At 65.6% G+C, this 12294-nt stretch carries 12 protein-coding genes and 1 tRNA gene; 12 read left to right on the plus strand and 1 reads right to left on the minus strand.

The window, feature by feature from the left end:
- The first annotated feature begins 19 nt into the window (after positions 1–19).
- The 3 genes from M0R88_RS07605 (at position 20) to M0R88_RS07615 (ending at position 2390) form a co-directional block, all read left to right on the plus strand.
- Positions 20–1228, plus strand: a complete 1209-nt coding sequence (locus M0R88_RS07605; RefSeq protein ID WP_248656339.1) for an RNA-guided endonuclease InsQ/TnpB family protein — start codon at positions 20–22, stop codon at positions 1226–1228.
- Between the two features lie 332 nt (positions 1229–1560).
- Positions 1561–1950: a hypothetical protein gene (locus tag M0R88_RS07610; RefSeq protein WP_248656340.1), complete on the plus strand. Its 390-nt coding sequence runs from the start codon at positions 1561–1563 to the stop codon at positions 1948–1950.
- Between the two features lie 50 nt (positions 1951–2000).
- On the plus strand, positions 2001–2390 hold the full coding sequence (locus tag M0R88_RS07615; protein ID WP_248656341.1) for a cupin domain-containing protein: 390 nt from the start codon (positions 2001–2003) through the stop codon (positions 2388–2390).
- A gap of 3 nt (positions 2391–2393) precedes the next feature.
- On the opposite strand, the gene M0R88_RS07620 is transcribed toward M0R88_RS07615, so the two are convergent.
- Positions 2394–2591 carry a hypothetical protein gene (locus M0R88_RS07620; protein WP_248656342.1) on the minus strand — a complete coding sequence of 66 codons (198 nt, stop codon included), beginning with the start codon at positions 2589–2591 and terminating at the stop codon, positions 2394–2396.
- 226 nt (positions 2592–2817) lie between these two features.
- Between M0R88_RS07620 and M0R88_RS07625 the strand changes: the two genes are divergently transcribed.
- The 9 genes from M0R88_RS07625 (at position 2818) to M0R88_RS07665 (ending at position 12110) form a co-directional block, all read left to right on the plus strand.
- Positions 2818–4872 carry a DEAD/DEAH box helicase gene (locus tag M0R88_RS07625; RefSeq protein WP_248656343.1) on the plus strand — a complete coding sequence of 685 codons (2055 nt, stop codon included), beginning with the start codon at positions 2818–2820 and terminating at the stop codon, positions 4870–4872.
- A gap of 160 nt (positions 4873–5032) precedes the next feature.
- Positions 5033–5323 (plus strand): HalOD1 output domain-containing protein, encoded by a 291-nt coding sequence (locus M0R88_RS07630; protein WP_248656344.1) that lies wholly within the window; start codon positions 5033–5035, stop codon positions 5321–5323.
- Between the two features lie 191 nt (positions 5324–5514).
- Positions 5515–7326 carry an SLC13 family permease gene (locus M0R88_RS07635; RefSeq protein WP_248656684.1) on the plus strand — a complete coding sequence of 604 codons (1812 nt, stop codon included), beginning with the start codon at positions 5515–5517 and terminating at the stop codon, positions 7324–7326.
- Positions 7327–7397: 71 nt separating this feature from the next.
- A tRNA-Pro gene (locus M0R88_RS07640) sits at positions 7398–7470 on the plus strand.
- A gap of 334 nt (positions 7471–7804) precedes the next feature.
- A complete protein-coding gene (locus M0R88_RS07645; protein ID WP_248656345.1) occupies positions 7805–9901 on the plus strand; it encodes a minichromosome maintenance protein MCM in 2097 nt (698 codons plus the stop codon).
- A gap of 1 nt (position 9902) precedes the next feature.
- Positions 9903–10187: a DUF7854 family protein gene (locus M0R88_RS07650; protein ID WP_248656346.1), complete on the plus strand. Its 285-nt coding sequence runs from the start codon at positions 9903–9905 to the stop codon at positions 10185–10187.
- Between the two features lie 101 nt (positions 10188–10288).
- Complete coding sequence (locus tag M0R88_RS07655; RefSeq protein ID WP_248656347.1) at positions 10289–10924, plus strand: DUF7504 family protein; 636 nt, start codon at positions 10289–10291, stop codon at positions 10922–10924.
- Positions 10925–10962: 38 nt separating this feature from the next.
- Complete coding sequence (locus M0R88_RS07660) at positions 10963–11301, plus strand: DUF7855 family protein (protein WP_248656348.1); 339 nt, start codon at positions 10963–10965, stop codon at positions 11299–11301.
- Positions 11298–12110, plus strand: a complete 813-nt coding sequence (locus tag M0R88_RS07665) for a DUF7856 family protein (RefSeq protein WP_248656349.1) — start codon at positions 11298–11300, stop codon at positions 12108–12110. The genes M0R88_RS07660 and M0R88_RS07665 overlap by 4 nt, the downstream gene beginning before the upstream one ends.
- The last annotated feature ends 184 nt before the right edge of the window (positions 12111–12294 follow it).

Genomic DNA, 12294 nt, shown 5'->3' on the forward strand with positions numbered 1-12294 from the left:
TGAGACAGTCACGTACAACGTGGCAGACACCGAATATTGCAGACGAACAGCAGTCACCGGACTCTCCGTGTCTCCGACGGACGCCGCACGGCTCCGCGAGTTGGTCGAAGCCTGGAAGCGCGGGTGCCAACTCGCGGTCAACGAGGCGTGGGGTGTCTGTCACACGAGAAGCGAAGTCCAACAGCTCGCGTACGACCGCCTGCGCGAGGAGACCGACCTCGGAAGTCAGCACGCGGTGTTGGCGACCCACCGAGCCGCCGAGGCCATCAAGCGCGCTCGCCAGCGCGACGGGGACAAGCCCGAGTTCACCACTCCGACCGTCGCGTTCGACACCAGGACGATGACGGTGTTCGACGACCACACCGTCAGTCTCACGACCACCGGCGAGCGCGTCCGGTGCGACCTGAAGCTCTCCGACGACGGCTATCAGTCCCAGTATCTCGACGACGACGAATGGGAACCCGCCAAGAGCACTCTCCACTACCGCGACGGCGAGTTCACCTTCCATCTGGGCTTCCGGACGCCCCGGCCCGACATCGACGCGCCGACGGAGGGCGCGACGGTCCTCGGCGTCGATCTGGGCGTCGATAACCTCGCCGTCACCAGCACCGCGGAGTTCTTCGACGCAGGCGAACTGAACCACCGCCGCGAGGAGTTCGAGAACGTGCGGGCCTCGCTCGAAGCCACCGGCACCCGGAGTGCGACCCGCACGCTCCGTCAGGCGGGCGAACGCACCGACCGCTCGGTCCGCCAGCGACTCCACGAAGTCGCCAACGGCATCGTCGCCGAGGCCGAGGAGTACGACTGCCAGCTAATCGCGTTCGGCGAACTGAGCGAGGCCGCGGAACTGCTCCCGGAGGCCGACCGGTACCACGAGTGGCTCTTCGAGCGACTCCTCTCGTTCGTGGAGTACCGCGCCGCCGAAGCGGGCATCGCGGTCGTGGAGGTCAATCCGGAGTACACCAGCCAGCGGTGCATGGAATGCGGTTTCACCCACCCGCAGAACCGGAACCTGGAGGAAAACCAGTTCGAGTGTCTGAAGTGCGAGGCGTCGGCCCACGACGACTACAACGCCGCCAAGAACATCGCGTTCCGGTGCGTGCGGCGCGGTCCGCTCTCGTCTCGGGGTCTCGGCGCGGCGGCGTGTGCCCTCCAGTCGGGGCTGGTGACGCCCGACGACGGGTTCACGCCCTATGCAGAGCTTTCGGAAGCTCCGCGGTCGGATTAGGACGTTTCCGTCTCCGACTTTTCGAAGATGACACCTCGGTATGCCCGCCGTTTACTGTTTGCTCGCTGTTCACGGTCTACTTGCGGTTCGCCGACTGCTTGCGGTTCACCGTCTACCTGCGGCTTTCACCGCTCGCACGGTTCGGGGGACGCGGAGCGTCCCTTGCTACTCGCCAGTCGCGGCACTTCGCGCCGCGCATCGCTCGCGCAGACGACAGCACGCGCCGACCGGAGACACTTCGATAGGCGGTTCTAACATTTCTATTCGCGTCTGAAGAATAGCTATAGTTTTATTTGGGAAAAGTATACGATACTGAAGCGAGACCTCGATTCGTGGCCACGTTCGCACTGACTCGCCTTCCCGCGGCGACGACGCTCGCACTCCTCGCGGGTCTCGCCAACGCGGCGGTCGGACTCCGGGCGGTCTCTCGGTCCGGTCGAATCGGACCCGTCGGCCTGCTGTGGGGCGGCGTCGGACTGACGGCGACGGTCGCAGTCCCGCTGGTGCTGTTCGCCGATTACTCGCTGGTGACGCCGTTGGTAACTATAGGCCTCTACGTCTACGGGTTCTACGTCGCGGACCCGCCACCGACGCCCGGCGACTGGTTCGTCGGCTACGTCCTGCTCTGGCCCGCGCTGGTCGGCGGCGGCGTTCTCCTCGGCGGGGTCGAGTACGCGCTCCGCTCGACGTTCGGCGTCGCACCGCCGGGTCCGGTGGTCTGATGCTCGTCGCCCGACGCAACTTTTTACCGCTCACGCGCGTAGGCCCGAGCATGAGTCAGCGACCGAAGCCACTGATTCGCCGGAGCGACGACATCGAGTACGAAGACGTTGGCGCGGCCGACGGAATGTCCAAGGGTGTCCTGATAGACGAGAGCCGCGGCGCGCCGAACTTCGCCATCCGGCGATTCGAACTCGACCCCGGCGCGTCCGTGCCCGAACACACCAACGAGGTCGAACACGAGCAGTACGTCCTGTCCGGCGAGTACGTCGTGGGCATCGACGACGAAGAGTACACCGTCAGCGAAGGCGACTCGCTGTTGATTCCGGCGGGCGTCGTCCACTGGTACCGCAACGAGGGCGACGAACCGGGCGCGTTCATCTGTGCCGTACCGAACGGCGACGACGAGATAGAACTGGTAGAAGAAGGGCCGAAGTCGTAGAAGCTATTCGTATTCCGGCAGCGAGACGAGGGCCTGAATGTCAGCGGAAATCCACGCGTCGGTGTCCGACCGGTCCTGCATTCGGACCGTCGGCTTTCCGCCCGCGTCGTCCTCCTCTATTTCAAGCGTCACTTGTTCGTCGAACCGCTCGGGTAACCGCTTGTTGTGTCTCCCCCTCATAGTTGGTCGGTCTGTGCGCATCCGGCGCTTACCACGAGATGGCCTTTGTTATTTGCCGGTTGCCGAATCGGTATTCCGAGGATAACGGTTTGACGCGTCGGTTATCGTCGGATTACCGTCCGGTATGGTCGCATTTCCTCCGATTCGGCGGTTTCTGACGCGCGATTCCGACGCCGATAGCCGCCCGCATGCCGTCCGTACTCACAGTTCCGAACCGCTCAAATACCGCGAGCTACTATCGACGAACGTGTCGAAGCAGGTCCCGCAGGTAGACGCGCTGTTCCTCCACGAGTCGTCCGGCGACTACGTCGCGGTCGTGAACCGAGACGACGAGCGCGTCTTCCAAGCGAAACTCGAACTCAAGGAGACGAACGCCGGTCCGCGGCCCGGCAAGTTCCGCGTCAAGCGCGGCACCAGCGAAGAGCCGCGCAGCCCCGACCAGTTCGTGGAGATAGCGCGCAGAGCCGACCGCATCCGCATCTCCCAGCAGACCTCGAAGGGGGCCCGCGAGGAGTTACAGGAGATGCTCGACGCCTACCAACTCGACGCCAAGGCGGTCCGCACCTGCCGGTTCTGCGCGTCGAGCGGCCACTACTCGCCCATCACGAGCGAGACCGCGGTCGATACCGGCGACGAGTACATCTGCCCCGACTGCGCGAAAGGGGAGTTGGAGCGCGAACTCTCGTTCCAAGGCGACATGACGCGCGAAGCTCAGGACCGGCTGGAGGACCTTCTACTGGAAGTCCAAGACCTCGAACGCATCACCAACCTGCTCAAGGGGCAACTCGACCCCGACCTCACGAAGTTCGACGAGATAAGCGCGAACGTCGAGGACGTGGACAACATTCGGGTCGATTCGCTCGGTCTCCATCCGGGCGTCCAGAACCTGCTCGAATCGCGGTTCGAGGAACTGCTCCCGGTCCAGAGCCTCGCGGTCGAGAACGGCCTGCTCGACGGCGAGGACCAGCTCGTCGTGAGTGCCACCGCGACCGGCAAGACGCTGGTCGGCGAGATGACCGGCATCGACCGCGTGCTGAACGGGCAGGGCAAGATGCTGTTTCTCGTCCCGCTGGTCGCGCTCGCCAACCAGAAGCACGAGGACTTCGAGGAGGAGTACGGCGATTTGGTGGACGTGACCATCCGGGTCGGCGCGAGCCGCGTCCGGGACGACGGCCACGCCTTCGATCCGAACGCCGACGTCATCGTCGGCACCTACGAGGGCATCGACCACGCGCTCCGGACCGGCCGCGACTTGGGCGACATCGGGACCGTCGTCATCGACGAGGTCCACACCCTCAAAGAGCAGGACCGGGGCCACCGCCTCGACGGTCTCATCGCGCGGCTCAAACACTACTGCGAGAAACGCGCGAGCCAGCGCCACGACTACGGCGGCGCGCAGTGGGTCTACCTCTCGGCGACGGTTGGCAACCCCTCCAGTCTCGCGGAATCGCTCGAAGCCAACCTCGTGGAGTTCGAGGAGCGCCCCGTCCCGCTGGAGCGCCACGTCACCTTCGCCGACGGCAAAGAGAAGCCCGACATCGAGAACAAACTCGTCAGGCGCGAGTACGACACCAAGTCCTCGCAGGGGTACCGCGGCCAGACCATCATCTTCACCAACTCCCGGCGGCGGTGTCACGAGATTTCCCGCCAGTTGGAGTACAGCTCCGCGCCGTACCACGCCGGACTCGACTACGGCCGCCGGAAGAAGGTCGAACGCATGTTCGCCGACCAGGACCTCGCGGCGGTCGTCACGACCGCCGCGCTCGCGGCCGGGGTGGACTTCCCGGCCTCGCAGGTCATCTTCGACACGCTCGCGATGGGCATCGAGTGGCTCTCCGTGCAGGAGTTCCACCAGATGCTCGGGCGGGCGGGTCGCCCGGACTACCACGACCGCGGGAAGGTCTACGTCCTCGTGGAACCGGACACGAGCTACCACAACAGCATGGAGATGACCGAGGACGAGGTGGCGTTCAAACTGCTCAAGGGCGAGATGGAGAACGTCCAGACGCTCTACGACGAGAGCTCCGCGGTCGAGGAGACGCTGGCGAACATCACCGTCGGCGGCGCGGAGGCCAAGCGCCTCGGCGACCGAATGATCGGCGAGATTCCGACCAAGCACGCGCTCGGGAAACTGCTCGAATACGGCTTCATCGACGGTCTCGAACCGACCGACCTCGGCCGGGTCGTCACGACCCACTTCCTCGCGCCGGACGAGGCGTTCAAGATTCTCGACGGGGTGCGCAAGGACCACCACCCCTTCGAAATCGTCGCCGAACTCGAACTCCACGGCGAAGACGAGTGACGAACCGGCCGCCCGGCGATTTACTTTCGTCGAACTCGAACCGACGCGATATCCGGCGTTCGACGGCCGACACGCCCTTTGCAGACGATCCTATCGCTTGACCTTCGTCTGACGCTCGTCTGCTGGGATTTAATAGGGCGCTCTCTCGAAGACCGTCTCGATGGCGACAGCAGACGGCAATGGTCCCTCTCGCGGGGGAGTCCCGATATACGAGACGCGTCACGACGGGGACGCGTCGCTGAGTCAGACGATTATCGAAGCGGTCGCTTCGGCCGAGGGGGTGGACCCGACCGACCGCGACCTGAAACTCTACGAGGCCGTAGACCTCGAAGCGCTCGACACGCTGTTCGAGCGCCGGTCGTCGGACGACCACTGGCAGTTCGAGTTCGCTATCGACGGCTTTCTGGTCGTCGTCACCGGCAGCGGCCACGTCTCGGTCTGGGACTCCTGACCGTCGGCCGGCGAGTCGTGGCCGGCGGTCGCCGTCGCTGTGCAGTCCACATTACTCTCTCTGCAGTCCACATCACTCTCCACCAGCCCACACCACTCCCCACGCAGTTCACACCACTCTCCACACAGTCCGCACCATTTTTCCTCTCGCCGTGAGATGTATTCGACGTGGTAGTCTCGCTGACGCCGAGCATCGTCGTCGTGTTCCTCGTCGTCCTCGCGGCGCTGGTGCTGTTTGCGACCGAACCGGTCCCCATCGACATCACGGCCATCGGCATCATGGTCGCGCTGATGGTGCTGGAACCGTGGACCGAGGTCTCGCCCGCCGAGGGCGTCTCCGGGTTCGCTAGCTCCGCGACCGTCACCGTGCTGGCGATGTTCATCCTGAGCTACGGCGTCCAGCGGACCGGCGCGGTCCAGATTCTCGGCCGGAAGATAGCGGCGTTCACGAAGGACGACGAGAACCGACAGCTCGGCGCGACCATCGGCGTCGTCGGCTCCATCTCGGGGTTCATCAACAACACCGCCGCGGTCGCCATTCTGATGCCGATGGTGACCGATCTCGCCCACGAGGGCAAGACCTCGCCGTCGAAACTCCTGCTCCCGCTGTCGTACGCCTCGATGTTCGGCGGCACGCTCACGCTCATCGGCACCTCGACCAACATCCTCGCCAGCGACCTCGCGGCGCGACTCGGCGAGCAGAACCCCGAGGCGTTCTCCGAACTCCACGCCTTCTCGATGTTCGAGTTCACCGGGCTCGGAATCATCGTCTCCGTCGTCGGCGCGGCGTACCTCATGACGGTCGGCCGGTGGCTCACTCCCGCGCGCATCCCCGTCCGCGAGGACCTCACCGAGGAGTTCGAGTTGGAGGAGTACCTGACCGAAGTGGTCGTCACCGACGACTCGCCGCTAATCGGCCGGACGGTCGCCGACGCGATCGCGGACACCGACCTCGACGTGGACCTCGTGCAACTCGTCCGCGAGGGCCAGACGTTCGTGGAACCGCTCGGCCCGAAGGAGATTCAGGTCGGCGACATCTTCGCGCTCCGGACCGACCGCGAGACGCTCGTCGGTCTCATCGACGCCGAGGGACTCCGACTCCTGCCCGACGTGAGCGTGGACGAGGAGGAACTGGAGGGCGACGGTGCCGACCAGAGCCTCGTGGAGGTCGTAATCGCGCCCCGGTCGTCGCTGGTCGGCGAGACGCTCGCCACCGCGAACTTCCGGGACCGCTACGACGCGACCGTGCTGGCCCTGCGTCGCGGCCCGGAGTACATCCGCAAGCGCATGGACCACGCCGAGTTGCAGGTCGGCGACACCCTGCTCGTGCAGGCGACCCCCGACAGCATCTCGCGGCTGAACGTCAACCGCGACTTCATCGTCGCCCAGGAGATAGAGCGCCCGGACTACCGCGAGTCGAAGATTCCGCTGGCTATCGGCATCGTCGCGGCCGTGGTCACGGTGGCCGCCCTCGACGTGCTTCCCATCATGGTCTCGGCGCTGGCCGGCGCGCTGGTGATGGTCCTGACGGGCGTCCTCAAACCGCCGGAGGTCTACGACGCGGTGGAGTGGGACGTCATCTTCCTGCTGGCGGGAGTCATCCCGCTGGGCATCGCCATGGAGCAGACCGGCGCGGCCGACCTCATCGCTGACCTGCTCGTGGCGTCGGCCAACTTCCTGCCTCCCATCGCAGTGCTGGGCCTGTTCTACGTCGTGACCGCGATACTGACCAACATCGTCAGCAACAACGCCAGCGTCGTGTTGATGATTCCGGTCGCGGCCGAGGCCGCAAACCAACTCGGTGCCGACGCCTTCGCGTTCGTGCTGGCGGTCACCTTCGCGGCGTCGACGGCGTTCATGACGCCGGTGGGCTACCAGACGAACCTCTTCGTCTACGGTCCCGGCGGCTACAAGTTCACCGACTACGTCCGGGTCGGCGCGCCCCTCCAACTCCTGTTCGCGGTGGCGACGACGCTCGGCATCGCGGCGATTTGGGGCGTGTGACCCCGTCGAGTCGCACGCCAGTCGCCGCAAACGGAACCCTTTATGTAGACTGCGACGCTAGCGTGAGTCGCGGGACCGTGGGGTAGCTTGGTATCCTTTCGGCCTTGGGTGCCGATAACCCCGGTTCGAATCCGGGCGGTCCCATACTGTATAAAAGTAAACCGGCGCGTTTTGCCGGTTTTCGACATCCCCAGATAGCCCCGCGTATCGGGGGTTCCTCTCGGCCCCCGAGTCGGACTACGAAGAAACCGAAGTCACGGATGGGCTTCCCCTCGACGTCGAAGTTCTCAACCGACAGCAGTTCGAGGACAACTCGGTACACGCCGATGTCCTCCTCGACCACGGCGACGGGCCGACGCTGGTGGCCGAGGATATCGAGGAGTGCCCGCACCACAGGCGTTCGGCGGTTTCGCGCCCGCTTCACTTTCAGCGCGCTTTACGAACCTTCTTACCGGAGGAGGAACTACGAATTGGCTGAATGGCTCGCGCGGAGAATACGGAGCTTATCGACAACTTCGAGCAGTTCTACCGGCGGTACTACAGCGACGAGATCGGGCGACTCGCGCAGAACTACCCGAACGAACAGCGCTCGCTGTCCATCGACTGGACCGACCTCTATCGCTACGACTCGGACCTCGCGGACGACTTCCTCTCGCAACCCGAACAGCTACGGGAGTACGCCGAGGAGGCGCTTCGCCTCTACGACCTCCCGGTGGACGTGAGCCTCGGGCAGGCCCACGTTCGCGTCCAGAATCTGGACGAGAGCACCGACATCCGGGAGATTCGCGCCCGGCACGTCAACACGATGGTGAGCGTGCAGGGCATCGTCCGGAAGGCGACCAACGTCCGACCCAAGATCCAGGAGGCAGCCTTCGAGTGCCAGCGATGCGGCACGCTGACCTACATCCCCCAGAGCGGCGGCGACTTCCAAGAACCCCACGAGTGTCAGGGGTGTGAGCGACAGGGACCCTTCCAGATAAACTTCGACCAGTCGGAGTTCGTGGACTCCCAGAAACTCCGGGTTCAGGAGAGTCCCGAGGGACTCCGGGGCGGGGAGACGCCCCAGAGCCTCGACGTCCACATTGAGGACGACATCACCGGCGAGGTGACGCCGGGCGACCACGTCACGGTCACTGGCGTCCTCCACCTCGAACAGCAGGGGAGCGGACAGGACAAGTCCGCCGTCTTCGACGTCTACATGGACGGCATCTCGGTGACTATCGAGGACGAGCAGTTCGAGGAGATGGACATCACCGACGAGGACAAACAGGAGATCGTCGAACTCTCCCAGTCGGACGACATCTACGAGCAGATGGTCGATTCGATGGCTCCGGCCATCTACGGCTACGAGGAGGAGAAGTTGGCGATGATTCTCCAACTCTTCTCCGGCGTCACGAAGCATCTGCCCGACGAGTCGCGGATTCGCGGCGACCTGCACATGCTCCTCATCGGGGACCCCGGTACGGGTAAGTCCCAGATGATTTCGTACGTCCAGAACATCGCGCCGCGCTCCGTCTACACCTCCGGCAAGGGTAGTTCCAGCGCGGGCCTGACTGCCGCCGCCGTTCGCGACGACTTCGGCGACGGCCAGCAGTGGACGCTCGAAGCCGGCGCGCTCGTCCTCGCGGACCAGGGCATCGCGGCGGTGGACGAGCTCGACAAGATGGCCGCGGACGACCGCTCGGCCATGCACGAGGCGCTCGAACAGCAGAAGATTTCGGTCTCGAAAGCGGGCATCAACGCGACGCTCAAGTCCCGGTGTTCGCTGCTGGGCGCGGCGAACCCCAAGTACGGCCGGTTCGACCAGTACGAATCCATCGGCGAGCAGATAGACCTCGAACCCGCACTGATATCGCGGTTCGACCTCATCTTCACCGTCACCGACCAGCCCGACGAGGAGCACGACAAACGCCTCGCTCAGCACATCATCCAGACCAACTACGCCGGGCAGTTGAACACCCAGCGGACGGAGATGAGTGCGCCCAACATCTCCGAGGAGCAGGTCGAGAGCCAGACCGAGGAGGTCGCGCCGGCCATCGACCCCGACCTCCTGCGCAAGTACATCGCGTACGCCAAGCGCAGTTGCTTCCCGACGATGACCGAGGAGGCAAAGCGGACCATCGAGGACTTCTACGTGGACCTCCGGACGAAAGGGGCCGACGAGGACGCACCCGTCCCGGTGACGGCCCGGAAACTGGAGGCGCTGGTCCGCCTCTCGGAGGCCAGCGCGCGCGTCCGCCTCTCCGACGAGGTCGAACAGCAGGACGCCGAGCGCGCGGTCGAAATTACTCGCTCCTGCCTACAAGACATCGGCGTGGACCCCGAGACCGGGCAGTTCGACGCCGACGTGGTCGAGACCGGGACCTCGAAGTCCCAGCGCGACCGCATCAAGGACATCAAGCAACTCATCGGCGACGTCGAGGAAGAGTACGACGAGGGCGCGCCGGTGGACGTGGTGTTGGACCGCGCCGAGGAGATCGGTCTCGACCACTCGAAGGCCGAACACGAGATAGACAAACTGAAACAGAAAGGCGAGGTGTACGAGCCTTCGACCGACCACCTCCGGACGACGTAGGATGGACCGCATCTCCGCCCTCCGAAACGTCGAGGACGCGCTGGCCGACTTCGAGTCGGGCGAAGCCGACCTCGCGGCGACCGAGCGCCGCGTCGTGAACGTCCTCCGGACCTACGCCACCGAGTTCGAGGACGAGGAATTGTCAGTCTACCGCGCCTCGGGCACCGACGAGGCGGCGGGCGTCGTCGTGGTCGCCGAGTCGGCGTCGCAGGCCCGCGAACGCGTGGCCGACCGCGTCGATGCCGACTCGTCGGCGTTCGACCTCCGAGAACTGGACAAACCGTAACGAGTTAGACAGTTCACAAAGGAAAATAAATAAGGTAGGTTCCCGTAGGAGTAGTCGTTCAGACACCGAATCAGCCGAACTAGACGCCACGGGACATCACAATGCGAAGCAAAGGCCACGACGAGAGCGAGCCACTCCGCGCCGACGTAGAGCGAGGGGCCTGCGTTCTGCTACTGACGCCGTCGATTCACTCGGCGACAGACGACGCGTGCCACGACCTCTTGACGCCGACGGGGACGACCGACGAGAACGTCCTGTGGGTGACCTACTCCCGGTCGCCCGACACCTGCATCCGCGACTGGTTGTCCCGCACGGACGAGCGACCTCGGAACGCGCGCATCGTCAGCGTCGGCGAGACGACTCGCTCGGCCTCGGCGGCGGTCGGCGACAGCGGCGGACCGGACCCGACCAACGACGTGGTCGAACCGCTCTCGAATCCGGGCGACCTCACCGGTCTCGGTATCAGACTCAGCGAAATCCTCAAAGAGTGGGACGACAGCGGTACCGACACCGTCGCGTGTTTCGACTCGCTGACGGCCCTGCTCCAGTACGCGGACCTCCAGACCGTCTACAAGTTCCTCCACGTCCTGACGGGGCGGTTCGACACCGCCGACGTGACCGCACATTTCCACCTCGACCCGGAGGCGTGCGACCAGCAGACGGTCAGCACGCTCACCTCGCTGTTCGACACGGTGGTCGAACGCGAGGACGACGAGTGGGTCGTTCGGAGAAGATAGGGTAATTTTTAAATCTGAACGACCGGAAAGCTACACCCGTGTTACTGGTCGTGACGTACTCGCGGGCCGCGCGCCAGACGCTCCGGAACGTCTGCAACGGACACGACGAGACCGTCGTCCAGCGGTTCGGCCGCGCCGCCCTGCTGGAGGCGACCGAACTCGGCGCGTTCCTCGCGCTCCGTCTCCGCGCGAAGCACGCCGGCGACGTGCAGGTCGAACGAACCGCACCGTTCAACGAGTTCGAGGAGGTGCCCGAGTCGGTCCGCGAGGCCGCCGCGGCCTACGAGGACCGCGAACACGCGAGCACGCCCTACGCCAAGTTCGCAGTCGGGACCGACCACCCCGACGCCGATTCGATGCGCGACAGTGACTTATGAGGGTCCGTATCGCCGGGGAGACTCGAACCGGGCGCGCCATCGACCTCCGGGAGTACGACTTCGCGGTCACCGAAATCGCCGACGCGATTCGCGGCGAGGGGGCCGCTTCTGCGGTGTCGATAGACTGTCCGGCCCCCGGCCCGGCCCACGCCCGCGTCGGGGCGATTCGCGCCGGGATGGCGTGGTCTCGACGGCCCGCGCTCGCCGCGGCCGCGCGCTCGCGGGGTCACACCGCGCCGCAGGCCGACGAACTCGCCGAGGTTCGGGACCGCCTCGACGCCATCGACGCGCCGACCATCGACCTCCGCGCGGCCCGCCGCCGGGTCGCCGAGACCGGCGACGCCGCCGAGGAGTTGCGCGAGGAGGTCGCTACCGTCCGGGGGCGCGTGCGGGCGCTCCGCGAGGCGGAGGCCGACGCCGCGGACGCGGAGGCCGACCTCGCCGACGCGACCCGCCGCCTCTCGGAGGTCGAGACCGAGCGCATCGCGGCCGAGCAGACGCTGGCCCGCGCCCGCGAGCAGGCCCGCACCGACCGCGAGCGCCGTCGAGAGCGACTGCGACTGGAGGACCGCGCGGAGAACCTCCGCCGGAGCGCGCGCGAGGCGCTGGCCGACGAGGTTCGCAGTCGGTTCGAGGACGCTCTCGCGGCGCTTCCCGACGACGGGGCGCTTCCGGAGCCGGTCGGAGCGGCGCTTGCGGTCGCTCGCGTGGCCGACCTCGACGCGCCGGTCGCCGTCGCTCGGGTCGGGCCGTTCGAGGGCGTCGATGCGATTTCGGCGTGGCTCGACGCACCCGTGGTCCGAGTATGAGTGGTTCTATATTTGTTTCACAAATATATAGTAACCTCTGGAGTTGGTGTAGCTATCTGCATTCGCGTCTCGGCTGTCGGTGCGGTTTCCGGACGCCTCCGAGATTCGGCGGAAAGCGAGCGCCCGCGAACGGACGCGAATCGACCCGACGCGCCCCGACTCACGTCCACCTTTATCACCGAAG

The organism is Halorussus gelatinilyticus (assembly GCF_023238445.1).
GTDB classification, from domain to species: domain Archaea; phylum Halobacteriota; class Halobacteria; order Halobacteriales; family Haladaptataceae; genus Halorussus; species Halorussus gelatinilyticus.

Excerpts from the sequence above, each read along its gene's own strand:
- M0R88_RS07615 (WP_248656341.1), top strand. The coding sequence starts at position 2,001 with ATGAGTCAGCGACCGAAGCCACTGATTCGCCGGAGCGACGACATCGAG.
- M0R88_RS07665 (WP_248656349.1), top strand. The coding sequence starts at position 11,298 with ATGAGGGTCCGTATCGCCGGGGAGACTCGAACCGGGCGCGCCATCGAC.
- M0R88_RS07630 (WP_248656344.1), top strand. The coding sequence starts at position 5,033 with ATGGCGACAGCAGACGGCAATGGTCCCTCTCGCGGGGGAGTCCCGATA.
- M0R88_RS07620 (WP_248656342.1), bottom strand. The coding sequence starts at position 2,591 with ATGCGCACAGACCGACCAACTATGAGGGGGAGACACAACAAGCGGTTA.
- M0R88_RS07645 (WP_248656345.1), top strand. The coding sequence starts at position 7,805 with ATGGCTCGCGCGGAGAATACGGAGCTTATCGACAACTTCGAGCAGTTC.
- M0R88_RS07650 (WP_248656346.1), top strand. The coding sequence starts at position 9,903 with ATGGACCGCATCTCCGCCCTCCGAAACGTCGAGGACGCGCTGGCCGAC.
- M0R88_RS07655 (WP_248656347.1), top strand. The coding sequence starts at position 10,289 with ATGCGAAGCAAAGGCCACGACGAGAGCGAGCCACTCCGCGCCGACGTA.